The 24,896-nt window shown below is 63.2% G+C and carries 25 protein-coding genes; 12 read left to right on the top strand and 13 right to left on the bottom strand.

The genetic code is table 11. The features are described 5' to 3' along the window. The first annotated feature begins 187 nt into the window (after positions 1–187). The 4 genes from glnA to ntrC all read left to right on the top strand — a co-directional run bounded on the left by glnA (position 188) and on the right by ntrC (position 5,048). The gene (gene glnA / locus PNAP_RS13885) at positions 188–1,603 is read left to right on the top strand and encodes a type I glutamate--ammonia ligase (protein WP_011802159.1); all 1,416 of its coding nucleotides are present in this window, start codon (positions 188–190) and stop codon (positions 1,601–1,603) included. 197 nt (positions 1,604–1,800) lie between these two features. Continuing rightward, positions 1,801–2,319, top strand: a complete 519-nt coding sequence (locus tag PNAP_RS13880) for a hypothetical protein (RefSeq protein ID WP_011802158.1) — start codon at positions 1,801–1,803, stop codon at positions 2,317–2,319. 22 nt (positions 2,320–2,341) lie between these two features. Further along, the gene (gene glnL, locus PNAP_RS13875; protein ID WP_011802157.1) at positions 2,342–3,439 is read left to right on the top strand and encodes a nitrogen regulation protein NR(II); all 1,098 of its coding nucleotides are present in this window, start codon (positions 2,342–2,344) and stop codon (positions 3,437–3,439) included. 58 nt (positions 3,440–3,497) lie between these two features. Further along, positions 3,498–5,048, top strand: a complete 1,551-nt coding sequence (gene ntrC / locus PNAP_RS13870) for a nitrogen regulation protein NR(I) (RefSeq protein ID WP_011802156.1) — start codon at positions 3,498–3,500, stop codon at positions 5,046–5,048. 46 nt (positions 5,049–5,094) lie between these two features. On the opposite strand, the gene xth is transcribed toward ntrC, so the two are convergent. The 7 genes from xth to PNAP_RS13835 all read right to left on the bottom strand — a co-directional run bounded on the left by xth (position 5,095) and on the right by PNAP_RS13835 (position 10,936). Continuing rightward, complete coding sequence (xth, locus tag PNAP_RS13865; RefSeq protein WP_011802155.1) at positions 5,095–5,877, bottom strand: exodeoxyribonuclease III; 783 nt, start codon at positions 5,875–5,877, stop codon at positions 5,095–5,097. Between the two features lie 44 nt (positions 5,878–5,921). Continuing rightward, positions 5,922–6,503: a DUF4337 domain-containing protein gene (locus tag PNAP_RS13860; protein WP_011802154.1), complete on the bottom strand. Its 582-nt coding sequence runs from the start codon at positions 6,501–6,503 to the stop codon at positions 5,922–5,924. Between the two features lie 125 nt (positions 6,504–6,628). Next, on the bottom strand, positions 6,629–7,663 hold the full coding sequence (locus PNAP_RS13855; RefSeq protein ID WP_011802153.1) for an NAD(P)H-dependent flavin oxidoreductase: 1,035 nt from the start codon (positions 7,661–7,663) through the stop codon (positions 6,629–6,631). Then, positions 7,660–8,160: a dihydrofolate reductase gene (locus PNAP_RS13850; RefSeq protein WP_011802152.1), complete on the bottom strand. Its 501-nt coding sequence runs from the start codon at positions 8,158–8,160 to the stop codon at positions 7,660–7,662. Before PNAP_RS13850 ends, PNAP_RS13855 begins: the two co-directional genes overlap by 4 nt. After that, positions 8,160–8,990 carry a thymidylate synthase gene (locus PNAP_RS13845; protein ID WP_011802151.1) on the bottom strand — a complete coding sequence of 277 codons (831 nt, stop codon included), beginning with the start codon at positions 8,988–8,990 and terminating at the stop codon, positions 8,160–8,162. The genes PNAP_RS13850 and PNAP_RS13845 overlap by 1 nt, the downstream gene beginning before the upstream one ends. 48 nt (positions 8,991–9,038) lie before the next feature. Continuing rightward, positions 9,039–10,547, bottom strand: coding sequence for an FAD-binding oxidoreductase (locus tag PNAP_RS13840; protein WP_011802150.1), 1,509 nt, complete (start codon positions 10,545–10,547; stop codon positions 9,039–9,041). Further along, on the bottom strand, positions 10,544–10,936 hold the full coding sequence (locus PNAP_RS13835; protein ID WP_011802149.1) for a DUF2069 domain-containing protein: 393 nt from the start codon (positions 10,934–10,936) through the stop codon (positions 10,544–10,546). The genes PNAP_RS13840 and PNAP_RS13835 overlap by 4 nt, the downstream gene beginning before the upstream one ends. A gap of 20 nt (positions 10,937–10,956) precedes the next feature. Here PNAP_RS13835 and PNAP_RS13830 point away from each other — a divergent pair, with 20 nt between their 5' ends. The 6 genes from PNAP_RS13830 (at position 10,957) to PNAP_RS13805 (ending at position 16,945) form a co-directional block, all read left to right on the top strand. After that, a complete protein-coding gene (locus PNAP_RS13830) occupies positions 10,957–12,171 on the top strand; it encodes a YihY family inner membrane protein (protein ID WP_011802148.1) in 1,215 nt (404 codons plus the stop codon). An 84-nt stretch (positions 12,172–12,255) separates the two neighbouring features. After that, the gene (locus tag PNAP_RS13825; RefSeq protein WP_011802147.1) at positions 12,256–12,648 is read left to right on the top strand and encodes a thioredoxin family protein; all 393 of its coding nucleotides are present in this window, start codon (positions 12,256–12,258) and stop codon (positions 12,646–12,648) included. Positions 12,649–12,807: 159 nt separating this feature from the next. Further along, positions 12,808–14,193 (top strand): FAD-binding oxidoreductase, encoded by a 1,386-nt coding sequence (locus PNAP_RS13820; protein WP_011802146.1) that lies wholly within the window; start codon positions 12,808–12,810, stop codon positions 14,191–14,193. Positions 14,194–14,223: 30 nt separating this feature from the next. Then, on the top strand, positions 14,224–14,517 hold the full coding sequence (locus PNAP_RS13815) for a GYD domain-containing protein (protein WP_011802145.1): 294 nt from the start codon (positions 14,224–14,226) through the stop codon (positions 14,515–14,517). A 57-nt stretch (positions 14,518–14,574) separates the two neighbouring features. Continuing rightward, positions 14,575–15,432: an SIR2 family NAD-dependent protein deacylase gene (locus PNAP_RS13810; RefSeq protein ID WP_011802144.1), complete on the top strand. Its 858-nt coding sequence runs from the start codon at positions 14,575–14,577 to the stop codon at positions 15,430–15,432. Between the two features lie 277 nt (positions 15,433–15,709). Next, a complete protein-coding gene (locus PNAP_RS13805) occupies positions 15,710–16,945 on the top strand; it encodes an RNA-guided endonuclease InsQ/TnpB family protein (RefSeq protein ID WP_011802143.1) in 1,236 nt (411 codons plus the stop codon). Between the two features lie 38 nt (positions 16,946–16,983). Here PNAP_RS13805 and PNAP_RS13800 read toward each other — a convergent pair whose 3' ends face one another. The 3 genes from PNAP_RS13800 to PNAP_RS13790 are packed head-to-tail and all read right to left on the bottom strand — an operon-like array spanning position 16,984 to position 19,724. Next, a complete protein-coding gene (locus PNAP_RS13800; RefSeq protein ID WP_011802142.1) occupies positions 16,984–17,952 on the bottom strand; it encodes a Bug family tripartite tricarboxylate transporter substrate binding protein in 969 nt (322 codons plus the stop codon). Between the two features lie 33 nt (positions 17,953–17,985). Further along, positions 17,986–18,351: an AtuA-related protein gene (locus PNAP_RS13795; RefSeq protein WP_011802141.1), complete on the bottom strand. Its 366-nt coding sequence runs from the start codon at positions 18,349–18,351 to the stop codon at positions 17,986–17,988. After that, entirely contained in the window at positions 18,348–19,724 is a 1,377-nt protein-coding gene (locus PNAP_RS13790) for an acyclic terpene utilization AtuA family protein (protein WP_011802140.1), read from the bottom strand. The genes PNAP_RS13795 and PNAP_RS13790 overlap by 4 nt, the downstream gene beginning before the upstream one ends. 121 nt (positions 19,725–19,845) lie before the next feature. Here PNAP_RS13790 and PNAP_RS13785 point away from each other — a divergent pair, with 121 nt between their 5' ends. Beyond that, positions 19,846–20,754 (top strand): LysR family transcriptional regulator, encoded by a 909-nt coding sequence (locus PNAP_RS13785; protein ID WP_011802139.1) that lies wholly within the window; start codon positions 19,846–19,848, stop codon positions 20,752–20,754. A 45-nt stretch (positions 20,755–20,799) separates the two neighbouring features. Here the strand turns inward: PNAP_RS13785 and PNAP_RS13780 are convergent, their stop codons facing one another. Both PNAP_RS13780 and PNAP_RS13775 read right to left on the bottom strand, forming a co-directional pair. Beyond that, positions 20,800–21,618 carry an alpha/beta fold hydrolase gene (locus PNAP_RS13780; RefSeq protein WP_011802138.1) on the bottom strand — a complete coding sequence of 273 codons (819 nt, stop codon included), beginning with the start codon at positions 21,616–21,618 and terminating at the stop codon, positions 20,800–20,802. Continuing rightward, positions 21,618–22,919, bottom strand: a complete 1,302-nt coding sequence (locus PNAP_RS13775; protein ID WP_041377281.1) for an O-acetylhomoserine aminocarboxypropyltransferase — start codon at positions 22,917–22,919, stop codon at positions 21,618–21,620. Before PNAP_RS13775 ends, PNAP_RS13780 begins: the two co-directional genes overlap by 1 nt. Positions 22,920–23,154: 235 nt before the next feature. Between PNAP_RS13775 and PNAP_RS13770 the strand changes: the two genes are divergently transcribed. Continuing rightward, on the top strand, positions 23,155–23,610 hold the full coding sequence (locus PNAP_RS13770) for a CBS domain-containing protein (RefSeq protein ID WP_011802136.1): 456 nt from the start codon (positions 23,155–23,157) through the stop codon (positions 23,608–23,610). Positions 23,611–23,649: 39 nt separating this feature from the next. Here the strand turns inward: PNAP_RS13770 and PNAP_RS13765 are convergent, their stop codons facing one another. After that, entirely contained in the window at positions 23,650–24,879 is a 1,230-nt protein-coding gene (locus PNAP_RS13765) for a polyhydroxyalkanoate depolymerase (protein WP_011802135.1), read from the bottom strand. Positions 24,880–24,896 lie beyond the last annotated feature (17 nt).

The following is a 24,896-nucleotide window of genomic DNA, read 5'->3' as shown; positions in this document are numbered from 1 at the left end:
TGCTTTATCGACTAATTTTTTAAAACCATGGGGTCTGGAACGAGCCAACGGCCGTTCAATAGCGACAATAGCGGCGGCACAATTAAAGGCCCGGCCCAAACTCAACAGTTCCTGGCTCTGGCATAAAAAGTGCATCCAGCAGAGCCGAATTGATTTTTTAAACCACCATCCAGCACAGGAGATTTTGATGGCAAAGACCGTCGCAGACGTCATGAACATGATCAAGGAAAACGAGGTCAAGTTCGTTGACTTTCGCTTGACCGACACACGGGGGAAAGAGAATCATGTGACCGTGCCTGTGTCGCATTTTGATGAAGACAAATTTATCTCGGGCCACGCTTTCGACGGCTCATCGTTTGCAGGCTGGAAGGGCATTGAAGCTTCCGACATGCAGCTCATGCCTGATCCCAACACCGCCAACATCGATCCTTTCTTTGAAGAAACGACGCTGTTCATGACCTGCGACGTGGTCGAGCCCAGCGATGGCAAGGCCTATGACCGCGATCCGCGCTCGATTGCCAAGCGTGCTGAAGCCTACCTCAAGGCCTCCGGCCTGGGCGACACCGCCTACTTCGGACCAGAGCCAGAATTCTTCATCTTTGACAATGTGCGCTGGAACACCGACATGTCGGGCACCTTCTTCAAGATTGATGAATACGAAGCGCCCTGGAATTCGGGCAAGAAGCTCGAAGGCGGCAACCGCGGCCATCGTCCGAGCGTCAAGGGCGGCTACTTCCCGGTTCCTCCGGTGGACAGCACCCAGGACATGCGCGCTGAAATGTCGCTGATCCTCGAATCGCTCGGCATTCCGGTTGAAGTGTTTCACCACGAAGTCGCTGGCGCTGGCCAGAACGAAATCGGCACCCGCTTCAGCACGCTGGTCGAGCGTGCCGACTGGACGCAGGTCATGAAATACGTGGTGCACAACGTGGCCAATGCCTACGGCAAAACCGCCACCTTCATGCCCAAGCCCGTCGTCGGCGACAACGGCTCCGGCATGCATGTGCACCAGTCGATCTGGAAAGACGGCAAGAACCTGTTTGCCGGCGACGGCTATGCCGGCCTGTCCGACTTTGCGCTGTACTACGTGGGTGGCATCATCAAGCACGCCCGTGCCCTGAACGCCATCACCAACCCCGGCACCAACAGCTACAAGCGCCTGGTTCCTGGCTACGAAGCCCCGGTCAAGCTGGCTTACTCGGCCAAGAACCGTTCGGCTTCGATCCGCATTCCTTATGTGGCCAACCCCAAGGGCCGCCGCATCGAGGCACGCTTCCCCGATCCACTGATGAATCCTTACCTCGGCTTTGCGGCCCTGATGATGGCCGGTCTCGATGGCGTGGAAAACAAGATCCATCCGGGCGAAGCCGCCACCAAGGATCTGTACCATCTGCCGCCCGAGGAAGATGCGCTGATTCCAACCGTCTGCCACAGCCTGGACCAGGCGCTGGACTGCCTCGATGCAGACCGCGGTTTCCTGACCAAGGGCGGCGTGTTCACCGACACCATGCTCGATGGCTACATTGATCTGAAAATGGGCGAAGTCACGCGTCTGCGCCAAGCGACGCACCCCATCGAATTCGAGATGTACTACTCGCTGTAATCAAGGCGAAACCGCTTACTTCGCTGAAGTGGGCGGCTGAAAAAAAAGGATGGCATCTGCCATCCTTTTTTTATGGTGGAGCGGGGTTGATGCATTGGCAACTTCATATTTTTGCCGCTTTGCAGCATACTCGCAGACGATCCCCGTCTCTATCCTGCACATTACCGCCAAGCGCATCCAGACGCTGGAACCTCCTCATGAAAAATACTTTTTCCTTGCCTTCCCTGTCCCTTTTTTCTATCTTGCTGCTGGGTAGCTGCCATGGCGCCTGGGCGCAGCAAATTTACCGCTGCGCCGGTGTCGGCGGCAGCGCGCCTGAATACATCAACAATTCAAAGGATGCCCAGGTGCGCAACTGCAAGCTGGTCTCTGGCGGCAATGTCACCGTGGTGCAGGGAACGCCGCTACCCAAAGCCCCGGCGCGCGCTGCCGCCAGCCCGGCCCCAAGCCAGGCGCGTGACAGCAGCCCCGACCAGCGGGCGCGCGACAGTGATTCGCGCATCATTCTCGAATCGGAGTTGCGCAAGTCCGAAGCCCGGCTGGCAGAGCTGCAAAAGGAATACAACAACGGCGAGCCTGAAAAGCAGGGCATCGAGGGGCGCAACTACCAGCGCTACCTGGACCGTATCAGCGATCTCAAGGACAGCATTGCGCGCAGCCAGAGCGATATTTCCAGCCTGAAGCGCGAAATTTCCCGCTTGCCGGCCGCAAATTAAGCCAGATCGCAACAGCTTCTGCATGAAAAAGCCATCCATCCCCACTTTTCTGTCTTCCTTCCCGGCTTCTGGAACCATCCGCTTTCAGGCCTTTGACCTGCTGGCCACGCTGGTCGCGGTGGTCCGCACCAATGGCTGCGTGGTGTTTGCCAATGCCGCGCTCGAAGACGCGCTGGGCACGTCGCGCCGCACCATCGAAGGCTCGCAACTGCCTGAATGCTTCACCGAACCCCACATCCTCAAGCATGCGCTGGAGGGGGCGGGCAGCAATGAATTCGCCGCCCTGCGCTACGACGCCTGGCTGCGGCGCCTGAACCATGAGCCGATGCCGGTGCATGTGGTGGTGGCGCAGACCGACACGCCGGGTGAAGCGATTGTGGAGATGCTGCCGCTGGAGCAGCAGGCCAAGCAGGACCGCGAAGAGCGCCTGATTGACCAGGCGCAGGCCAATAAGGAACTGATCCGCAACCTGGCGCACGAGATCAAGAATCCGCTGGGCGGCATTCGCGGCGCGGCACAGCTGCTGCAGATGGAAATCGACAAGGATCTGACGGAATACACGCAGGTCATCATCCATGAGGCCGACCGTCTGCAGACGCTGGTGGATCGCTTGCTGGCGCCGCACCGCCGGCCGCATCTGGTGGGCGACGTGAACATCCACGAGGTCTGCGAGCGGGTGCGCTCGCTCATTCTGGCCGAGTTTCCGCGTGGCCTGCGGGTGGTTCGTGACTATGACACCTCGATCCCGGAGTTTCGCGGGGACCGCGAGCAGCTGATCCAGGCGGTGATCAATATTGCCCACAATGCCGCCCAGGAACTGGCTGAACGCATCGCGGCAGGCAACGCAAAAATCACTTTCAAAACGCGTATTGCCCGGCAGGTAACTTTTGGAAAGAAGCGCTATCGCCTGGCACTGGAATTGCATGTGATTGACAATGGGCCGGGTGTACCGGACTCCATCAAAGACCGCATTTTCTATCCCCTGGTGTCAGGGCGCGAAGGCGGTTCGGGGCTGGGGCTGACACTGGCGCAAACCTTTGTCCAGCAACACCACGGCTTGATTGAGTGCGAGAGCCGGCCTGGCCATACAGACTTCAAGCTGCTGATACCGCTGCCCTGAAGTCTGTTGTCTTTCACTTCAAAGATAACTACTGCTAGTAGCAAAGGGACAAAAAAGCATGAAACCGATCTGGATTGTTGACGATGACCAGTCCATCCGGTTTGTTCTGGAAAAAGCCCTGCTGCGCGAAGGCCTGCCAACGCGCAGTTTCACCAATCCGCGCGAAGTGCTGGCCGCGCTCGATATTGCCACCGAGGCCGACGGGCCGCAAATCATCGTCAGCGACATCCGCATGCCCGGCGGCTCGGGCCTGGATTTGCTGGAGCAGGTCAAGATCAAGCTGCCCGGCCTGCCGGTCATTATCATGACCGCATTTTCCGACCTGGACAGCGCCGTGTCGGCCTTCCAGGGCGGCGCGTTCGAATACCTGCCCAAGCCGTTTGACCTGCACAAGGCGGTCGAGCTGATTCGCCGTGCGGTCGAGGAAAGCCAGCGCGAGGAAGTGGCCGAAGAGCGCATGGCTGCCGCGCCCGAGATGCTGGGCCAGGCGCCGGCGATGCAGGATGTGTTCCGCGCCATCGGCCGGCTGAGCCAGAGCATGGTCACGGTGATGATCACCGGCGAATCCGGTTCGGGCAAGGAACTCGTGGCGCGCGCGCTGCACAAGCATTCGCCCCGCGCCAACGGGCCGTTCATCGCCATCAACACCGCCGCCATCCCGAAGGATTTGCTGGAAAGCGAATTGTTCGGCCACGAGCGCGGCGCCTTCACCGGCGCGCAGACGCTGCGTCGCGGGCGCTTCGAGCAGGCCGACGGCGGCACGCTGTTCCTCGATGAAATCGGCGACATGCCGTTTGACCTGCAGACGCGGCTGCTTCGGGTGCTCAGCGACGGTCATTTTTACCGCGTCGGCGGCCACAACGCCGTCAAGGCCAATGTGCGCGTGATTGCCGCCACGCACCAGGATCTGGAGCAGCGCGTCAAGGAAGGCAGCTTTCGGGAAGACCTGTTTCACCGCCTCAACGTGATCCGCCTGCGCCTGCCGGCACTGCGCGAGCGCCGCGAGGATGTGTTCATGCTGACGCGCCACTTCCTGCAGCAAAGCGCCAAGCAGCTGGGCGTGGAGCCCAAGCGGATTTCAGAAGCAGCCCTGCAGCAGCTGAGCCTGTTCAACTTTCCCGGCAACGTGCGCCAGCTGGAAAACATCTGCCACTGGCTGACCGTCATGGCGCCTGCCCAGGTGATTGAGCCCAAGGATCTGCCGCCCGAAGTGCTGGGTGCCACGCCTGAATGGAAGCAAGCCCCGGCCCTGACCGAAAAAACCGAGCCGCTCAGGCAGGACCGGACCGGGGATGCCGACAAGACCTCTGCGTCGGCCTATTCATCTGAAGCGTTTGCGCCGGCAACGCCGCAGCCGGTGGCCACAGGCACAGGCAGCGACAACGCCGGCCAGGTAGCGCAGTGGGAAACCGGACTGGAGGCCGAAGCCCTGGCGCTGCTGATCTCGGGGCGCAGCGATGTGTGGGATGTGCTGACGCGCCGGTTCGAGTCGCGGCTGATCCAGACCGCGCTGGCCAACACGCATGGCCGCCGCATCGAGGCCGCGCACAAACTGGGCATCGGGCGCAACACCATCACGCGCAAGATCCAGGAACTCAATCTTGAGTAAATAATGGCGTTTGCGCAGGCTGCACCTGCGCAGGCAGCTACTTTTTTTATAGCAAATCGAGTTCCAGCACGACCGGCACATGGTCGCTGGGGCGCTCGTTCTTGCGCGGCAGCTTGTCGATCACGCAACTGCGAACCAGGGGCTTGAGCGCTTCGCTGACCAGGATATGGTCAATCCGCAGCCCCCGGTTGCGCCGGAAGGCCATCTCCCGGTAGTCCCACCAGGAGTAGCTTTTCTCGGGCTGGTCGAACATGCGGAAGGCGTCATTCAGGCCGAGCTTGACGAGGGCCTGGAAGTGCTGCCGCTCTTCGCTGGTGTGGTGGATGGTTTCGCGCAGGCCTTCCGGGTCATAGCTGTCGCGGTCGTCGGCGGTGATGTTGAAGTCGCCCAGCAGCACCAGGTTCGGATGCTCGGCCAACTCTTCGCGCAGCCAGTTGCGCAGGCTTTCCAGCCACTTCATCTTGTACTCGAACTTCTCGCTGCCCGGCGACTGGCCGTTGACGAAATAGCCGTTGACCACGCGCACCTCGCCGGTGGGCATGTCCAGCGTGGCGGCGATGACGCGCGATTGCTCGTCGGTGAAGCCGGTGATGTTCTTCACGATGTTGCGGGCCGGCGTGCGGCTCAGGATGGCGACGCCGTTGTAGGTTTTCTGGCCGAACACCGCGCTTTGGTAGCCGGCCGCTTCGAGTTCCTGCAAGGGGAACTTGTCATCGCTGAGCTTGAGTTCCTGCAGGCACAGCACATCGACCGGATTGGCGGCAAGCCAGTCGAGCACCTGCGGCAGCCTGACGGTCAGGGAATTGACATTCCAGGTGGCAATTTTCATGGGTTTTAGTGCTCCAGCGCAATCAGGTCGGGCGTAAGCAGCTATTAAATATGTAGCGCAGCCAGGCCGCCCAGCACCAGGCCCACAGCCGCCACGCCAAACATGCCGTACTCCAGCCACTTCTTGCGCGTCAGCAGGGCAATCGCCGCCAGCGCAATCGACACCTGCAGCACGGTGGTAGCCTGCGCCCAGCGGTGGTGCTGGTGCAACTGCTCGTCGGAGGATTTGTCCCAGACGAGGGATTCGGCTTCCAATTTTTCTGCACCTGTCTTGATCTCGTTTTTTTCGCTTTCGTAGCGGTCAATCTTGCCTTGGTAGCCCACTTTCTTATCTTCCGGCGCCAGGTCGCGCGCGAATTCGGCCAGCGACTGCTTGGTGCTTTTGGACTGGAAGTAGCTCCACTGGTTGGCCGCTTCGGTCTTCTTGATGGCCGCGTTGTTTTTGTACAGGCCGGCATTGGCCTGCGTGGCGCCGCCCATGTAGCCAAAAATAGCGCCTACCGTGGCGATGATGGCGGTGAACATGGCGATCTGGTTGATCATGCCGCCGCTTTCGTGACCGCTCTGCGCGGCATGCTCCAGTTCGTGGTCGTGGGGGCCGTGTACGTGAAATCCGTGTCCTGACATATTATTTTTCTAAGTATTTTTGATAGGTGACAAAACTGAATTTCAGCCCGCTGAATATCCAGCACCTGCGTAGCCGAAAGCTCAGCGAATTGATATTTCAGATCGAAATTTTATGGCCGTGGAGTTCAGGCGGCGACAAGCAATCGCGTCAATTCCGCAGCGGGAATCTCGCGGCAGCCGCTCGCGTTCTGTCCCGACCAGAGGGTGGAGAAATCATCGCGGCCGAGCTTTTCGGCAGCGGTTTTCAAGGGCATCAGTGCGGATGTCGCAAACGGGAAGGCCGGCGGCGCGTCGCTTACCGGGCCAAGCTCGCTCATCAGCCGGTTGTAAATGCCCCGGGCCGGGCGGCCGGTGATCAAGTTGGTGAGCGCGGTGTGTTCTGCACGCTCGCTTTTAAGCGCGGCGCGATGCAGCGCCGTGGTGGTGGCCTCGGGGCATAACAGGTAAGACGTGCCCACCTGCACGCCAGCGGCACCCAGTGCCAGTGCCGCTGTCACACCCCGTGCGTCGGCAATACCGCCGGCCGCGATCACGGGCACGCGCACTGCGCGCAGGACCTGCGGCAGCAGCGCCATGGTGCCGACCTGGGTCGTGAGGTCATCGCTCAGAAATATCCCGCGATGGCCGCCGGCCTCAAGTCCCTGGGCAATGATCGCGTCAGCACCGTTCGCCTCCAGCCAGCGTGCTTCCGCAACGGTGGTGGCCGAAGACAGTACTTTCGCGCCCCAGGACTTCACGCGTTGCAGCAACTCCGGCGAAGGCAGGCCGAAATGAAAGCTCACGACGGGTGGCCTGAACGCCGCCAGCACATCGGCGAATTCACTGCTGAAAGGCGCCCGTCCGCCGCCGGCCGGCACCGTGGCGGGGTCGATGCCGAATTCAGCGTAATAGGGCGCGAGTGCGGCACGCCACTTCGCCTCGCGGGCCGTGTCGGGCGCGGCGGGCGTGTGGCAGAAGAAGTTGACGTTGTAGGGCCGGTTGGTCTGTGCGCTGATGGCCGCCAGCTCTGCGCGAAGGGCATCTGGCGTCAGCATCGCGCAGGGCAGGGAGCCCAGGCCGCCGGCGTTTGAAACGGCAATCGCCAGGGCGCTGGTCTGCACGCCGGCCATGGGAGCCTGGATAACTGGCAGCTCGATGCCGAAAAAGTTCTGGATGTTCATGCGCTGGCCTTTTCAAAAGTCACGAAGCTGAAAGGCAGACCATGGCTTGACACATGCGCTTCACGCGCTGTTTCCTGCCATTCTTCACCCAATGGCGGCGCAAACGCATCGCCGTCAAAGTCCTGGGCAATTTCGGTGACCTCGATGCGGTCGGCCAGCGGCTCGGCATGGGCATAAATTTGCGCGCCGCCGATGACCCAGACTTCTTCGGACTGGCTGCACTGCGCCAGTGCGTCGGCCAGGCTGGCGGCCGGCAGCGCGCCCGGCGCCTGCCAGTCCGGCTGCCGGGTGATGACCAGATTGGTCCGGCCCGGCAGGGGGCGAAAACGCGGTGGCAGCGAATCCCAGGTCTTGCGGCCCATGATGACCGGCCAGCCCTGCGTCAGGCGCTTGAAGTGCGCCAGGTCTTCGGGCAGATGCCAGGGCATGGCGTTGTTCCTGCCGATCACGCCATTGGCCGCGCGGGCGTAGATCAGGTTGATGCGGGGCGTGTTCATTAAACGGCCACCGGCGCCTTGATGGCCGGATGGTGCTGGTAGTCGAGGAACTCGAAGTCCTCGAACTGGTAGTCGAAGATCGAATCGGGCTTGCGCCTGATGTGGAGCAGCGGATAGGCGAAAGGCGCGCGGCCCAGTTGCAGGGCTACCTGTTCCTGGTGGTTGCTGTAGATATGGCAGTCGCCGCCGGTCCAGATGAAGTCGCCGACGTCCAGGTCGCACTGCTGCGCCACCATGTGCGTCAGCAGGGCATAGCTGGCAATGTTGAACGGCACGCCCAGGAAGATGTCGGCGCTGCGCTGGTACAACTGGCAGCTCAGCTTGCCCTTGCCGCCGGCCTCGGTGGCCGGGGCGACGTAGAACTGGAACAGCGCGTGGCAGGGCATCAGCGCCATCTTGTCGAGGTCGGCGACGTTCCAGGCGCTGACGATGATGCGGCGCGAGTCGGGGTTGGTCTTGAGGGTCTTGATGACCTCGGCGATCTGGTCGATGTGGCCGCCGTCCGGCGTCGGCCAGCTGCGCCACTGCACGCCATAGACCGGCCCAAGGTCGCCGTCCGCGCGCGCCCATTCGTTCCAGATCGTCACGCCGCGCTCGGTCAGCCAGTGGTTGCTGCTGGAGCCGGTCAGGAACCACAGCAGCTCCTGGATGATGGACTTGAGGTGGACCTTCTTGGTCGTGACCAGCGGAAAGCCTTCGTTCAGGTCAAAGCGCATCTGGTGGCCAAACACGCTTTTTGTTCCGGTGCCGGTGCGGTCGGCCTTGAACGCACCTTGCGTGGCCACAAGGCGCATGAGATCTTCGTACTGGTGGCGGATTGGGCGGGTCATGGGGGAAATCAAGGAAAAAAGCCTCGATTATGCCCGCAGCCTGCGGCTTTAAAGCTTCACGATCCGGCCGGGATTCATGATGTTGAGCGGGTCCAGCGCGCCCTTGATGGCATGCATCATCGACAGCGCGACGGGCGATTTGTAAATCTCAAGCTTGTCCGTCTTGAGGCTGCCAACGCCGTGCTCGGCCGAAATCGAACCGTCGAAGTGGGCCACCGAGTCATACACCAGGGTGTTGACCTCTTCTTCGCGGTCGCGCAGGAAGGCCCTGGCGTCGCCGCCTTCGGGCGCCTGCACGTTGTAGTGCAGGTTGCCGTCGCCCAGGTGGCCGAAGTTCACCAGCCGCACGCCGGCGATGTTTTGCCGCAGCAGCGCGTCGGTGGCCTCGACAAATTCGGGAATGCGCGACACTGCAATCGAAATGTCGTGCTTGATGTTCAGGCCTTCCTCGGCCTGCGCCAGCGGAATGCTTTCGCGGATGTGCCAGAGCTGGTGCGCCTGCGCCAGGTTTTCGGCGACCACTGCATCGCTCACGCAGCCGTCTTCGAGCGCGGTTTCCAGCAGGCGCTCGAACTGCTCGCGCGCATGGGCTTCGGATTCGTGGTCGGAGTTCTCCAGCAGCACGCAATAAGGAGCCCCCACGCTCCCCACTACGTGTGGTTCGCTGCCCCCCGAGGGGGCTGGCCTGGCTTGGGGCGGCCCGGCGCTGGCGGCCACCGCTTCGAAGAAGGGTACGCGCAGTTGGGGGAAGTGCTTGTTCACCAGGCTCAGGGCAAACTGGCCCATCACCTCGAAGCCGGTCAGGCCCGCGCCCAGGTGCCGGTGCGCCAGGCCCAGCAGCGTGACGGCCGCTTCCATCGACGGCACGGCTGCCCAAGCGGTGAGGCGCGCGGCCGGTTGCGGATAGAGCTTGAGCGTGGCGGCGGTGATGATGCCCAGCGTGCCTTCGCTGCCGACGAACAAATCGCGCAGGTCGTAGCCGGTGTTGTCCTTGCGCAGGCCCGACAGCCCATGCCAGATCTCGCCCTGCGCCGTGACGACTTCGAGCCCCAGGCACAGGTCGCGCGCATTGCCGTAGCGCAGCACCTGCGTGCCGCCGGCATTCGTCGCCAGGTTGCCGCCAATGGTGCAGCTGCCCTCGGCGGCCAGGCTCAGCGGAAACAGGAAACCGGCTTTTTCGGCCGCTTCCTGCAGGCTTTGCAAAATGCAGCCGGCCTCGACGGTGATGGTGAGGTTGGCAGCATCCATCGCGCGCACGGCATTCATGCGCTGCAGGCTCAGCACCACCTGGGTGCCCGATTCGTCAGGCACCGAGCCGACCGCCAGGCCGGTGTTGCCGCCCTGCGGCACCAGGCTGACGCCGGCGGCGGCGCAGGCCTTGACGATGGCGGCCACTTCGTCAACGCTGGCCGGGCGCACCACGGCCAGCGCCTTGCCTTGGGCGCGCTTGCGCCAGTCCTGCGTGTAGGCGCTCAGGTCGCCGTCGCACAGGACGTGGGCCGGGCCGGTGATGCGGCGCAGTTCTTCAAGGAGGGCGGGATGTTGGGTGGAGGTCATGACGGGGTGTGGCCAGCAACGGCAGAGGAGGAGGGCAGGTTTTTGAACCGGACGCGCACATGCAGCGCGCAGGCGACGAACAGCAGCAGGCACAGCAGCACTTCCAGCATGGCCAGGTAGTTGCCCGGCGCGCGGTCGCTCCAGGCGCGCACCGCGCCTTCGGTGAAGTACAGCCAGACCATCAGGCTGACCCAGCGGTAGGTGTACATGCGGTTTTTCCAGATGCCGGCCAGCGGGATGACCAGCGGCAGCACTTTGAGCGCCAGCAGCGAGCCGCCCGGCCGTATCGGCGCCAGCCACATTTCCCAGGCCAGGCCCAGCACAATCAGTCCGGCCAGGCTGCCCAATGCCAGCCAGCGCGTCATTTCAATTTGGTTTGCTTTGTTCATGTGAGTGGCATGATACCGGCATGAAAATTCCCCCTTCACTGGAGGCCTTGCTCGTTCAGCTTTCGCATTTTCCCTGGCGCGACACCGCCATCACGCTGCGCAACCGTTTCCGGGAAGACCGCATGGGCCTGACCGCCAGCAGCCTGACCTTCACCACGTCGATTGCGCTGGTGCCATTTTTTACCGTGGCGCTGGCGGTGTTCACCGCCTTTCCGATGTTTTCCAAGCTGCAGGGCGCGCTGGAGGCCTGGCTGGTCAAAAGCCTGATTCCCGACAACATCGCGCGCCAGGTGCTGGGCTACCTGACCCAGTTCAGCGGCCAGGCCAGCAAGCTGGGCGTCGCGGGCCTGGCGGTGCTGGTGGTGACGGCGATTGCGCTGATCCTGACGATTGACCGCACGCTGAACAGCATCTGGCGCGTGCGCAAACCCCGGCCGCTGGGGCAGCGGGTGCTGATTTACTGGGCCGCCATCACGCTCGGGCCGCTGGTGCTGGCGGCCAGCCTGGCGGTGACTTCGTATGTGGTGTCGGCCTCCAGCGGCCTGGTGGGCGCCTTGCCCTTCAGCCTGCGGTTTTTGCTGGACGTGGCGCAGTTTTTCCTGGTGGCCGGCGGCGTGGCCGCGCTGTACCGCTATGTGCCCAACACCTACGTCCAATGGGCGCACGCCTTCGCGGGCGGCCTGTTCGTGGCCGCAGGCCTGGAGACCGGCAAGAAAGTCATGGGCATTTACCTGACCGCGGTGCCGACGTATTCGCTGGTGTACGGGGCTTTTGCCGCCTTGCCGATCCTGCTGGTGTGGATCTACGTGTCTTGGATCATCGTGCTGATGGGCGCCGTCATCACCGCCTGGCTGCCCAGCCTGCTGGCCGGCGTGCCGCGTCGCGGCAGCGCGCACGGCTGGCATTTCCAGCTGGCCATCGAAGTGCTGCAGCACCTGAACGAGGCGCGCGGCACGGCGCGCATGGGCATGAGCGCCTCGCGGCTGGGCGAGTTGCTCGAAGTCGATGGGCTGCAGCTGGAGCCGGTGCTCGAAACGCTGGCCGAGCTGGACTGGATTGGCCAGCTCAATGAGGCCGAAGGAAGCGCCGAGTCCCGCTACCTGCTGCTGGTTGACCCCGACACCACGCCTTTGGCGCCGCTGATGGAGAAACTGCTGTTAGAGCGCGCGCCTTCGGTCAATAATTTATGGGAAAACGCCCGTTGGCGCATGCTGCACCTGCGTGATGCGCTATGAAAAAGATAGTATATTGGGATGCCCGCCATTGCGGCCAAATCTCTTGAATGACGCTGTTCCACCCTTTTAAAACCCATCCCCCGCATGTCCCATTCTTCCAACGCCGAGCTTTCCATGACCGATTCCGTGACCTGGGTCGTTTGCCTGTGCGCCGACTGGTGCGGCCTGTGCCGCGATTACCAGGCCGTCATGGCGCAGATGGCCAGGCGCTATCCGGCTTTCAGGTTTGCCTGGCTGGACATTGAAGACCAGGCCGAGCTGGTCGGCGACATCGATGTGGAGACCTTCCCGACGCTGCTGCTGGCCGATGCGCAGGGTACCCGGTTTTTTGGCCCGCTGACGCCGCAGGCCAACACCCTGGCGCGCCTGCTGGACTCGCTGCAAGGCGACAGCCTGCAAAGCAGCCCCCATTTGCCGGCCACCCGGCAATTGCTGCAGGCCTTGCAGGCGGCGCCTGAACACTGGATCAAGGCGTAGCGCGACGGTTGAACAGGCGCATGTAAAGCAAGGTAAGGCCTATCTCCGAATGGCAGCGGATCTTGCCGCAAGGCCGGCGTGGTGCTACACCCATAAGCGGCCGGTCTTTCTGCCTGCGTTGCGGAGCAGGTGCATTCGGCCGCAGCGAAGGAGAAAGCCATGAACAATTTGCAAGCCACGCAGATCAAGGCGCTCAAGGCGGGGATTCAGGGGGAGGTCATTCTTCCCGAGGATGCTTCCTTTGACACCGCGCGCCAGGTCTGGAACGCGATGATCGACAAGCACCCCGCCGCCATCGTCCGATGCGCCGCCACCCCGGATGTGGTTCACGCGGTGAATTTTGCCCGGGAGCAAGGCCTGCGGCTGGCCGTGCGCGGCGGCGGGCACAACATCGCCGGCAGCGCGGTGTGCGACGACGGCATCGTCATCGACCTCTCGCAGATGAAGGCCGCCTACATTGATACCAGCAACCGCCGCGCCAGCATTGAAGGCGGCGCCACGCTGGCCGATTTCGACGCCGCCGCCCAGGTACACGGCCTGGCCGTACCGCTGGGCATCAACTCCACCACCGGCGTCGCCGGCCTGACGCTGGGCGCCGGCTTTGGCTGGCTCAGCCGCAAGTACGGCATGACCATCGACAGCCTGGAATCGGCCGAAGTGGTGACGGCGGCCGGCGAGGTGCTGCGCGCCAGCGCCACCGAGCACCCCGACCTGTTCTGGGCATTGCGCGGCGGCAGCGGCAATTTCGGCGTCGTGACGCGCTTCGGTTTCCGGCTCCATCCGGTCGGCCCGAATGTGCTCGCCGGCCTGATCGTCTATCCGTTTGCCGAGGCCAAGACGGTGCTTCAGCAGTACCGCGAATTCACGGACCAGGCGCCCGATGAGCTTTCGGTCTGGACCGTCCTGCGCAAGGCGCCGCCGCTGCCTTTCCTGCCCGAAGCGGTCCATGGCCAGGAGGTGGTCATACTGGCGCTGCTCTACACGGGTGATCCAGAGCAAGGCAAGACGCTGATCGCGCCGCTGCACGCCTTTGGCAAACCGGTCGGCGCGCATGTCGGCGTCATGCCTTATGTGGACTGGCAGAAGGCCTTTGATCCGCTGTTGACGCCCGGCGCCCGCAACTACTGGAAATCGCACAATTTCTCGAAACTGGAGGACGGATTGCTCGACGCCGTCATCGAGTACGTCGGCAAGCTGCCGTCGCCGCAGTGCGAGATATTCTTTGCTGCCATCGGCGGCGCGACCACCCGGCCCGCGCCCGACGCCATGGCCTATGCGCACCGCGACGCCCGCTTCGTCATGAACGTCCACGGCCGCTGGGACGACCCGGCCGACGACGCGGCCTGCATCCGCTGGGCGCGCGACTATTTCAAGGCCTCGGCGCCATTTGCCAGCGGCGGCGTGTACGTCAACTTCCTGACCGCCGACGAGGGTGAGCGCGTGAAGGCGGCCTATGGCCAGAACTATGAAAGGCTCGCGCAGGTCAAGCGCCGCTACGACCCGGCCAACCTGTTCAGCACCAACCAGAACATCCAGCCTGCGTGATCAGTTTTTCGTTAACAGGGAGCCACCATCATGAAGAAGTACATCGCACTTTGCCGCTTCACCGACCAGGGGATTCGCAGCGTGAAGGACACCACGAAACGCGCCGATGCCGTCATGGAAGCCGCCAAGAAATTCGGCGCCAGCATGAGCCAGATCTACTGGACATCGGGTCACTATGACCTGGTGGCGATGATCGAGGCACCGGATGACGAGTCGGCCAGTGCGTTTGGCCTGAGCATAGGCGCTGCCGGCAATATCCGAACGGAGATGCTGCATGCGTTTTCAAAGGATGAAATGAACGCCATCCTCGCCAGGATGGCTTGACGCACCTTGCCCGGGTTGCGTTTATCCTGAGTGTTTTCATTCAGGAAAGTCCAGCCCATGAGCCCATCGATTGATGCCCAAAGCCTGGCGCATGCCGCTGACTTGATCTCTGGGGCCGACGCCCTGATCGTTGCCGCCGGCGCCGGCATGGGCGTTGATTCGGGCCTGCCCGATTTCCGGGGAACGGAAGGATTCTGGAAGGCCTACCCGGTGCTGGGGCGGGACAAGGTGGATTTTTACAGCATCGCCTGCCCGGACGCTTTTCGCACCGACCCGCAGCGCGCCTGGGGCTTTTACGGGCACCGGCTGCAGCTTTACCGCGCCACCCGGCCGCACCCCGGTTTCGAGATACTCAAGTGCTGGGGCAAGGCCATGCCGCACGGGCTTTCGGTGTTCACCAGCAATGTCGATGGGCAATTTCAGAAAGCTGGCTTCGAGGCGGACAGCGTCTATGAATGCCATGGCTCGATTGCCCATCTGCAATGCATGGAGCCGTGCAGCAGCGCCATCTGGCCGGCCGACGGCTTCGTTCCCGAGGTGGACGCCGCGCAATGCCTGCTGCTCAATGCGCCGCCGGTGTGCCCGCACTGCGGCGGTCTGGCGCGGCCCAATATCCTGATGTTCAATGATTCGGAGTGGCTTGAAGACCGTGCCTGGCAGCAGGCCGCGCGGCTGGAGCGCTGGCTGGGCAGCGTCTGCCGGCCGGTGGTGGTGGAGCTGGGCGCGGGCACGGCGATTCCTTCGGTGCGCCATTTCAGCCAGCGCATCGTCCAGCGCTTTGGCGGGCGGCTGGTGCGCATCAATCCGCGCGAGTTCGCCGTGCCGACGCGGCTGGACGTGGGCATTGCGGCCGGGGCGGCGCACGCGCTGGCCGAAATTGATCGCCTGATGCAGGCTGCGCCGCTGCAAGCCTGACCAGAACTGCCAGAATTCGGAATTCAGGTATGAAACAGGTCGTTTGCGCTTGCAGGATACGCGCTGGTAGCTATTAAAAAAATAGCAAATCATCAAGCATGCTGACGCTTCATTGCATTCTCATCTCAAGATGCGCATGCCCCTGTTGGTGGCCCGAACTGGTTTTATCCATCTTGCGCGGAAAACCCCGTCCTTCAGGGCGGGGATGCAGAGCGCGGACGCCGCAGGCGTCCTCCACTTGCCGTTGATCAGCAAAATTGCTGCATAAAATGCCTGCATGCAGCGCCTCCAGGCCTTCAAATACGAACTCATGCCCAACGGCGGGCAGCAGCGCCAGATGCGCCGCTTTGCCGGGGCCTGCCGCTTCGTGTTCAACAAAGCGCTGGCATTGCAAAAAACCAATCACGCGGCGGGCGCAAAGTTCATGAACTACGTGGCATTGGCCAATAAGCTCCCAGACTGGAAGCAGGAGTTCGAGTGGCTCAGGCAAGCTCCATCGCAAGCCTTGCAGCAAGTTTTGAAAGACCTGGAGCGAGCCTGGAAAAACTTCTTTGAAAGACGCGCCGCCTCCCCGAAGTTCAAGAAAAAAGGTCAGCGCGAGGGTTTTCGTTTTCCGCAAGGCTTCAGGATCGACCAGCCCAACAGCCGCATCTTCCTGCCCAAACTGGGATGGATGCGCTTTCGCAACAGCCGGGACATTGTGGGCACGGCCAAAAACATCACCATCAGCCAAGCGGGCGGCAAGTGGTTTGCCAGCATCCAGACCGAGCGAGAGGTAGAACAACCGATTCCAGTCGCAACGACAGCCATCGGCATCGACGTAGGCATAGCGCGCTTTGCCACGATGAGCGACGGCAGTTTTGTGGAGCCGCTGCACAGCTTCAAGTGCCACGAACAGCGCCTGGCCAAATACCAGCGGCGCATGAGCCGCAAGGTGAAATTCAGCAAAAACTGGCACAAAGCGAAAAGAAAGGTTCAGAAAGTCCACACCCGGATAGCCAACGTCCGCAAAGACTTCCTGCACAAGACGACAAGCGCCATCAGCCAAAACCACGCGATGGTCGCCATTGAAGATTTGCAGGTACGCAACATGAGCAAATCGGCAGCGGGCAATGCAGACAAGCCGGGCAAAAACGTCGCCGCCAAGTCCGGGCTGAACAAAGCCATCCTCGATCAAGGCTGGTTCGAGTTCCGGCGGCAACTGGAGTACAAGCTCGCCTGGAACGGCGGGGTGCTGATAGCCGTGCCGGCGCAGTACACCAGCCAGACCTGTCCGTGCTGCGGGCATGTCGCCAAGGCAAACCGGAAAACGCAAGCGAAGTTTGAATGCGTGGAATGTGGCTACGAGAACCACGCCGATGTCGTCGGCGCGATGAACATATTGGCGCGGGGATACCGCGCAGCAGCCTGTGGAGAGGACGGCTCTGGCCTTGTGCGCAAGCGCAGGGCGCAACCAGCCTCGGCGAAGCAGGAACCCGCCGAAGCGACTAGATGCGAGGCAACTCATGTTTAGCGCCGTAGGAATCCCCCGCCTTCAGGCGTGGGAGGATGTCAATCGGCTTCGATGCCGGCGGCCTTGACGATGCGGCCCCACTTCTGCGACTCGCCGGTCTGGAATTTGGCAAGCTCTTCGGGCGATGTGGTGAACACCTCGGTGCCGGTGGGTTCATAAAAGGCCTTCCTGGCTGCTTCGCTCTTCGCGGCTTTTACCAGCAGCTCGTTGAGCCGGCTGATCACCGCAGGCGATGTGCTGGCAGGCGCGTAGGCGGCAAACCAGTAGCCCATTTCGTAGCCCTTCACGCCCGCCTCCGCGATGGTTGGTACCTGTGGCGCCAGTGGCGAGCGTTGGGCGCTTGACACGCCCAGCGCGCGCAGCTTGCCCGCCTTCACCTGGGGCAGGCCGGTCGCGGCATCCGTGATCATCATGTCGATCTGGCTGCCCAGCAGGTCGGTGACCGCCAGCGTGTTGCTCTTGTAGGGCACATGCAGCAGTTTGATGTCGGCGAGCTGCTGCAGCAGTTCGCCGGCCATGCGGCTTGATGAGCTTCCGCTGCCAAAGGTGTACTTGCCGGGATTCTTTTTCGCGAGCGCGACGAACTCTGCCACGCTCTTCGCCGGAAAAGCTGGGTTGACCACCATGATCTGCCCGCCCTTGCCCAGTGCGGTGATCGGTGTGTAGTCCTTGACCGGGTCATAGGGCAGCTTCTTGAAGAGATGCTCGTTGGCCGCGTGCGTCGTGTTCGTCGTGATGAGCACGGTGTAGCCGTCAGGCGCTGCCTTGGCCACTTGCTGCGACGCAATGAAGCCGCTCGCGCCGGCCTTGTTGTCAATGATGACCGCCTGCCTGGTTTCAGCGGTGATGCCGTTGGCGACGGCCCGCGCAATCTGGTCGGTCGCGGTGCCTGCGGCGAACGGCACCACAAAGGTGATCGTCTTGGCAGGAAAGGTCTGGGCGTTGGTGAATAAAGGCGCGAGCGCGAGGGCGGCGCCTGCCAAAGCCATTGATTGAAAGCGGGTCATGATCGGGTTGTCTCCGTTGGGGGTTGTAAAAAATCAGGGGCTGCCGGACGGGCCGGCGAGCAGGTGTTGCAGGTGATCGGGCACATCGATGGGCAGCTCGAGCAGCAGGAACGACAGCGCCTTGCCATGCGCGTCGAGGTTGAGCGCATCGTTGACGCCGCCGTCCAGAACCGCGTCAAGCACGAAGTTCATCGCCTGCAGCCGGGGTAGCACAAAGCGCTGCACGCAGCTTGGAGAACGATGGCGAAACTGGGCGGCCACCGCCTCGGGCGTGATCTGTTCGACCAAGAGTGCAAACAGGTCGGTATGCCAGGCAATGACGCTGATGTTGGAGCGGTCGCCCTTGTCGCCGGTGCGGCCGTGCGCTGCACGGTAAAGAGGAACGGTGATGCAGTTCATGGGGCCACCATTTCGAATCGGACGGGCACGGCCTCGCGCGCAAGCAGGCACGAGAGGGTGTTGAGGCGCGGCGTCAGGGTGCTGCGCACGCCGCCGCCGCCGGCCGGGCCGCAGGTGTAGAGCGCCATCACCTCGCGGCCCAGGCGCTCGGCTTCGGCGCGGTCTGCATGCGTGGCTGCAACGCGCAGCCGCACGTCGCGCATGCCGCTGTCGGGGGTCGCTGCGAGCGCATGGCCGGCATCGTCATTGAAGAGGCTGAGCGCGCCGATCAGATCGACACGCAAGGTCAAGCCCGCCAGGCGGCTGCGAAGCACATCGGCGGCAAGGCGGGCACGCGCTTCGGCGCGGGCGCCGGCGTAGGAGATCTCGCCCTCGGCCAGCCAGCCGCCTTCGTGGCAGACGTTGACCTTGTAGTGCGACGGGCGTGCATGGCCGCGCACGCCGGTCAGCAGCACCCGGTCAGTGTCCTGCGCAGCGACCTGTGCCTCCCCGATGTCGGCGATCACGTCGGGCGTGAGGTAGGCGGCGGGATCATGCACCTCGTAGAGCAGTTGCTCCTTGACGGTCGATTCCGTCACCAGACCGCCGGTGCCGTCCGCCTTGCCGATCGTGCACCGGCCATCTGCCTCGATTTCGGCAATCGGAAAGCCGACGCGCTCCAGCCCTGGCACGTCCTTGTAGCCCGGGTCGGCGAAGTAGCCGCCGCAGACCTGCGCGCCGCATTCAAGGAGATGCCCGGCCATCGTGGCCCGGCCCAGCACCGTCCAGTCGTCCGCTCGCCAGCCGAAGTGGGACATGGCGGGGCCGACCGTCAGCGACGGATCGGCCACGCGGCCGCACACCACGATCTGTGCGCCGGCATCGAGTGCCGCTGCGATCGGCTCTGCGCCGATGTAGGCGTTGGCGCTCACCACCGCCAGGCCGTCCATCCGGGCACCGAGCTGCTCACGCAGCAAGGCGCGCTGTTCCGGCGAGGAAAGGTCGTCGCCCTCGACCACGGCAATGCGCGGTGCCGTTGCGCCAAGCTCGCGCGCCATGCGCGCAATGTGCCGCGCCGCGGCACGCGGGTTGGCCGCGCCAAAGTTGCTCACGATACGGATGCCGTGCAGGAGGCAACGCGCCAGCACGGGGCGCAGCATCGCGTCGAGCAGCGGCTCGTAGCCGGCTTCGGGGTCGGCGCGCCGGCGAAGCTGCGCCAGGGCCAGCGTGCGTTCGGCGAGGGTTTCAAAAATAAGGAAGGCACGCTGCCCGGACGGGCCTTGGGCAAGCCGGGCGATCAGCGTGTCAACCACCGGGCCGGCCGCATCGGTCCGGTCACCTGAAAAACCGGCTGCGCAACCAACGAGCAGCGGTGGACGGGCAATGGAAGTCATGGGCTTCTTGTCTCCTGATTAATTTGAATGAAGCCTACTTTAGGGATAAATTACTAATCCGTAAAATTCAAACTTTGGATGAACTAATCTGAAATTCAGATCAATGACCCAGGAGGTTTGATTGAGGACGCCCGACCTTTCAACAAGGCAGCTTCGCGCATTTGCCGCACTGGCCGACCAGCGCAACTTCACGCGCGCAGCGCTTACCTGCCACCTGTCGCAGCCAGCCTTCAGCGCGCTCATCGGCACGCTCGAAACTGCGCTGGGTACGCGCCTTTTCGACCGCGACAAGCGCCGCGTGCAACTCACGCCGGAGGGCCGCTTGTTTGAAGGCCCGGCGCGGCGCCTGCTTGAGGACATGGGCAGCGCGCTGGAGAACCTGGCCAGCCATGTCGAGCTGCGCAAGGGCCGCGTGCGCGTCGCTGCCTTGCCCTCGCTGGCCGCGGGCTGGCTGCCAGCGGTGTTCGCCGAATTCATGCAGGCCTGGCCGGGAATCACGCTCGACCTGCACGATGCCCTGTCAGACGAATGCATCGCACTCGTTCGCAGCGGACAAGCCGATTTTGCGCTGGCCGTACCCGGCGCTGGCGCCGGGCTGAGCGACTTGAGCGCGCACAAGCTGTGCGCCGACGGGTTTCATCTGGTGTGCTTGAAAGACCATCCGCTGGCAAGCGAGACGTGCCTGACGGCCGCCAAACTGCTGCCATGGCCCTTCATCCAGATGACGCGCAACAGCAGCGTGCGCCAGGCGCTCGACGCGGCGCTGCATCCGCTGCGTCTGAACGCCGTGTTCGAGGTCGAGCACCTGGCGACGGTGAGGGGCCTGGTCGAGGCCGGGCTTGGCATCAGCGTCGTGCCTGCGCTGACGCTTTTTCACTTTCGGGGCGCAGTGGTGACGCGGCCGCTGCCCCTGCCTTCGCTGACGCGCACCGTGCATCTGGTGCAACGGCAGGGCACCAGCCTGTCCGTGGCTGCGCAAGCACTGCACGATCTGATCGTCGCCCGGCTTGGCAATCGGATGCTCGGTTGACGCCAGCCGCTAGCTTGCCCTCGGCCTGGCTGGGGCCGTGAATACTCAGGCCGCCAGGAAGTCCAGGATCGCGAACAGCGTCGCGTCGGGCGCTTCGCTCATCTGGTGATGGCCAACGTCCAGGCGCGCGACCTTGACCGTCTTGCCGGCCTGAAGGGCGGCGTCGATCAGCCCTTGCGCGGCCTTGGGCGGCGTCATCTGGTCCTGCGCGCCGAGCACGAACAGCACCGGGCAGGTGATGGACTGAATCGCCGCTTCGCCGTTGGCATAGCGGTCGCAGGCCTTGAAGCCCCGGTGAAAGACGTTGACCCGGGTATTGCTCGCCAGCACGCGCCGGCCCAGCGCCATGCTGGCGCCATAAACCCAGGTGCCGGGGCCGAGCGCCGAGGGTGGTGGCGCCAGCGTGCTGCGCGAGAACACATTGACCAGCTTGAGCGCCTTCATCGGCTCGTTCAGCGCCGCGTCCAGCAGCGCGGGCGAGACCTTCATCGGAAAGGCTGTGCCGACCAGCACCAGGTGGCTGACGCGGTCTTTCAACCTTGAAGCGGCTTCGAGCGCGATCAGCGAGCCCCAGCTGTGGCCGACCAGTGCAGCGCGCTCCACACCGGCCGCATCGAGCAGCGCGGCGATGAAATCCGCAGCTTCCTCGACGGAGGAGGGCGCATCGCCGCCGCTGCGGCAGTGGCCGGGCAGGTCCACCGCCAGCACGTTCCAGCCGTGGTGCGCCAGGTAGCGGCTCTGCAAGATCCAGACGCTGTGGTCATTGAGCACGCCGTGGATGAAGACCACGGTCGGCTGCGCGGCATCGAAGGGCTTGCCGCCGGTGTAGCAGTAGGCGCTATGGCCGTTGACGCTGAGCTGCATCACGCGCCTGCCTTTTCTGCGACTTTCAATGCGCGCTTGAGGTCGTCGATCAGGTCGTCCGGGTCTTCCAGGCCGATGGACAGACGTATCGTTCCCTGCGTGATGCCGGCGCCTTGCAGCGCCTCGTCGCTCATGCGGAAATGCGTGGTGCTGGCCGGGTGGATCACCAGGCTGCGGCAGTCGCCGACATTGGCCAGGTGGCTGAAGACCTTGAGCGACTCCACAAAGGCCTTGCCCTGGGCGCGGCTGCCCTTGAGGTCGAAGCTGAACACCGAACCGGCGCCGCGCGGCAGCAGCTTTTTCGCCAGCGCGTGGCTGGGGTGCGATTCGAGCATCGGGTGGCCGACGCGCGACACAAAAGGGTGGCTGGCCAGGAAGGCCACGACCTTTTCGGTGTTGCCGATGTGGCGCGCCATGCGCAGCGGCAGCGTTTCGATGCCCTGCAAAATCAGCCAGGCGGTGTGCGGGCTCATGCAAGCGCCGAAGTCGCGCAGCCCTTCGCGGCGCGCGCGCAGCAAGAACGCGCCGACCGTGCTTTCCTCGCTGAACACCATGTGGTGAAAGCCGTCATAAGGCTGGCTGAGTTCGGCGAACTTGCCCGATTGATCCCAGTCGAAACTGCCGCCATCGACCACCAGTCCGCCAATCACCGTGCCGTGGCCGCTCAGGAACTTGGTCGCCGAGTGGTACACCAGGTCGGCGCCGTGGTCGAAAGGCTTGATGAGCCAGGGCGAGGTCAGCGTCGAATCGATCAGCAGCGGCACCTTCGCTTCATGGGCCATGCTGGCGACGACCGGGATGTCCAGCACTTCCAGGCCCGGATTGCCGACGGTTTCACCGAAAAAGAGGCGGGTAGTGGGCCGCACGGCCGCGCGCCAGCCGTCGATGTCGCCGGGCTTGACAAACGTGGTGGCTATGCCAAAGCGGCGCAGCGTGTAATGCAGCAGGTTCTGGCTGCCGCCGTAGAGCGCGGTGCTGGCGACGATGTGCGAGCCCGCGCCCATCAGCGTGGCAATGGCCAGGTGCAGCGCGGCCTGGCCGCTGGCCGTGGCGATGGCGCCGATGCCGCCTTCAAGCGCCGAGATGCGCTGCTCCAGCACTGCATTGGTCGGGTTGCTGATGCGCGAATACACATGCCCGGCGCGCTCCAGGTTAAAGAGGCTGGCGGCGTGGTCGCTGGACTCGAAGACGAAGGAGGTGGTCAGGTGGATGGGTACGGCGCGCGCCCCGGTGGCCGGGTCGGGCGCGGCGCCTGCGTGCAGCGCCAGGGTGTCGAAACCGGGGTCTGAATAACCGGGCATGAATGGAGTCTCCAGTACAAAAAAGCTGATTTTTTCAACGGCACGCGGCCGCATCCCGGTCCTGGATGGAAAAAGGACGCAAGGCCGGGGTAATCGTTACCGGCGGCGAAGGGATTGTGGGCTATATTTGATACGGATTTGTACCCTGATTACCCGTACCGCGTCGCGGCGGGCACCCTGAACAACAAGCTGGCAAAAGCGGTTAAGCGCTTGCCAGAACCATTGAGGAGAAACGATGAAGGTAGCAGACATCCTGCGGGTAAAAGGCAACACGCTTTACACCGTTCAGCCCGATGAACCGCTGGCAAAGGCAGCCGATATCATGGCCGAAAAAGACATCGGCTCGCTGGTCGTCATGGAGCATGGCGACCTGGTCGGCATGCTGACCTTTCGCGAGGTGATTGTCTGCATCGTCGCCAACGGCGGCGAGATTGGCCGCACGCTGGTGCGCAAGGCCATGGACGACCATCCGCTGACCTGCACGCCCGATACCGAGATCGACGAAGTGCGCCGCATGATGCTGGACCGCCACGCGCGCTACATGCCGGTGATGAGCCAGAAAATGCTGATGGGCGTGATCAGCCTGTACGACGTGGCCAAGGCCGTGGTGGACAGCCAGAACTTCGAGAACAAGATGCTCAAGGCCTACATTCGCGACTGGCCCGCCGAAAGCGACGCCGAGCGCGATTGATGCGCAGGGCGGGCCGCAGCGCCGCCCATTTTCATTTCCTTACATGCCTGGACGCATGCTTGCGTGAATCATTTCCCGCACGCGCGGGTAAATCAGCTGGTTCCACCGGCGGCCGCTGAACACCCCGTAATGGCCCACGCCGGTCTGGATGTGGTGGGTGCGCATGTAGGGGGGAATGCTGCTGCACAGGTCTTGCGCGGCCAGGGTCTGGCCGACGGCGCAAATGTCGTCGCGTTCCCCTTCGACCGTCATGAGCGCCGTATGGCGAATGGCTGCGGGCTTCACGATGCGGCCCCGGTAGCTGAGCTTTCCGAGCGGCAGGTCGTAGGTCTGAAACACTTTTTCGACGGTTTCCAGGTAGAACTCTGCCGGCAGGTCGTTCACGGCCAAGTATTCATCGTAAAACTTGCGGATCACATCGGCTTTTTCCTTGTCGCCCTCGACCAGGTGCTGGTACATGTCCTTGAACGACTTCTTGTGGCGCTCCAGGTTCATGGCCAGAAACGCGCTGACCTGCACAAAACCGGGGTACACGCGGCGCATATGGCCGGCGTGGGGCAGCGGCACATGGCTGATCAGGTTTTTCTCGAACCATTCGATGGGCTTGCTGGTGGCCAGCGTGTTGACGCCCGTGGGGTTCACCCGGCAGTCCACCGGGCCGGCCATCAGCGTCAGGCTGCGCGGCGTGGCCGGGTCATCGTTTTCGGCCATCAGGGCCGTGGCCGCCAGCGCCGCCACGCAGGGCTGGCACACGGCGATCACATGCGTGCCGGGGCCAATCGTCTGGATGAAGCGGATCATGTGGTCGATGTAGTCGTCCAGCGCAAAAGCGCCGTGGCGTAGCGAAACGTCGCGCGCGTTGTGCCAGTCGGTGATGTACACATCGTGGTCTTGTAGCAGGGTGCGGGCCGTCTCGCGCAGCAAGGTGGCGAAATGGCCTGACAGCGGCGCCACCAGCAGCACCGGCGGCTGGTGGGGCAGGTCGCTGGAAGCTTCCTTTTTGAAGCGCAGCAGCGTTCCAAACGGCATGCTCAGCACGGTTTCCTCGGTGACCGGAAACTCCTGCTCGCCGATTTTCACCGACGTGATGTCGTAAGCCGGCCGTGTATGGGTCAATCGCATGCGCGAAAACACCTCCATCGACGCAGAGAACTTGCGCAGCCAACTGCCCTCGGTCCTGTTCAGCCACAGGGCGGCGCTGGTGCCCTGGGCCAGCAGGCGAAACGGTGACATCAGGTCGGACTGGAGTTGATAGGCAGAGTAAAGCATGGGTTTCCTTGCCCGAG

This window comes from Polaromonas naphthalenivorans CJ2 (genome assembly GCF_000015505.1).
In the GTDB taxonomy this organism is placed as follows: domain Bacteria; phylum Pseudomonadota; class Gammaproteobacteria; order Burkholderiales; family Burkholderiaceae_C; genus Polaromonas; species Polaromonas naphthalenivorans.
The sequence above is the reverse complement of the archived record's forward strand: the minus strand, read 5'-3'. Positions and strand labels throughout refer to the sequence as shown.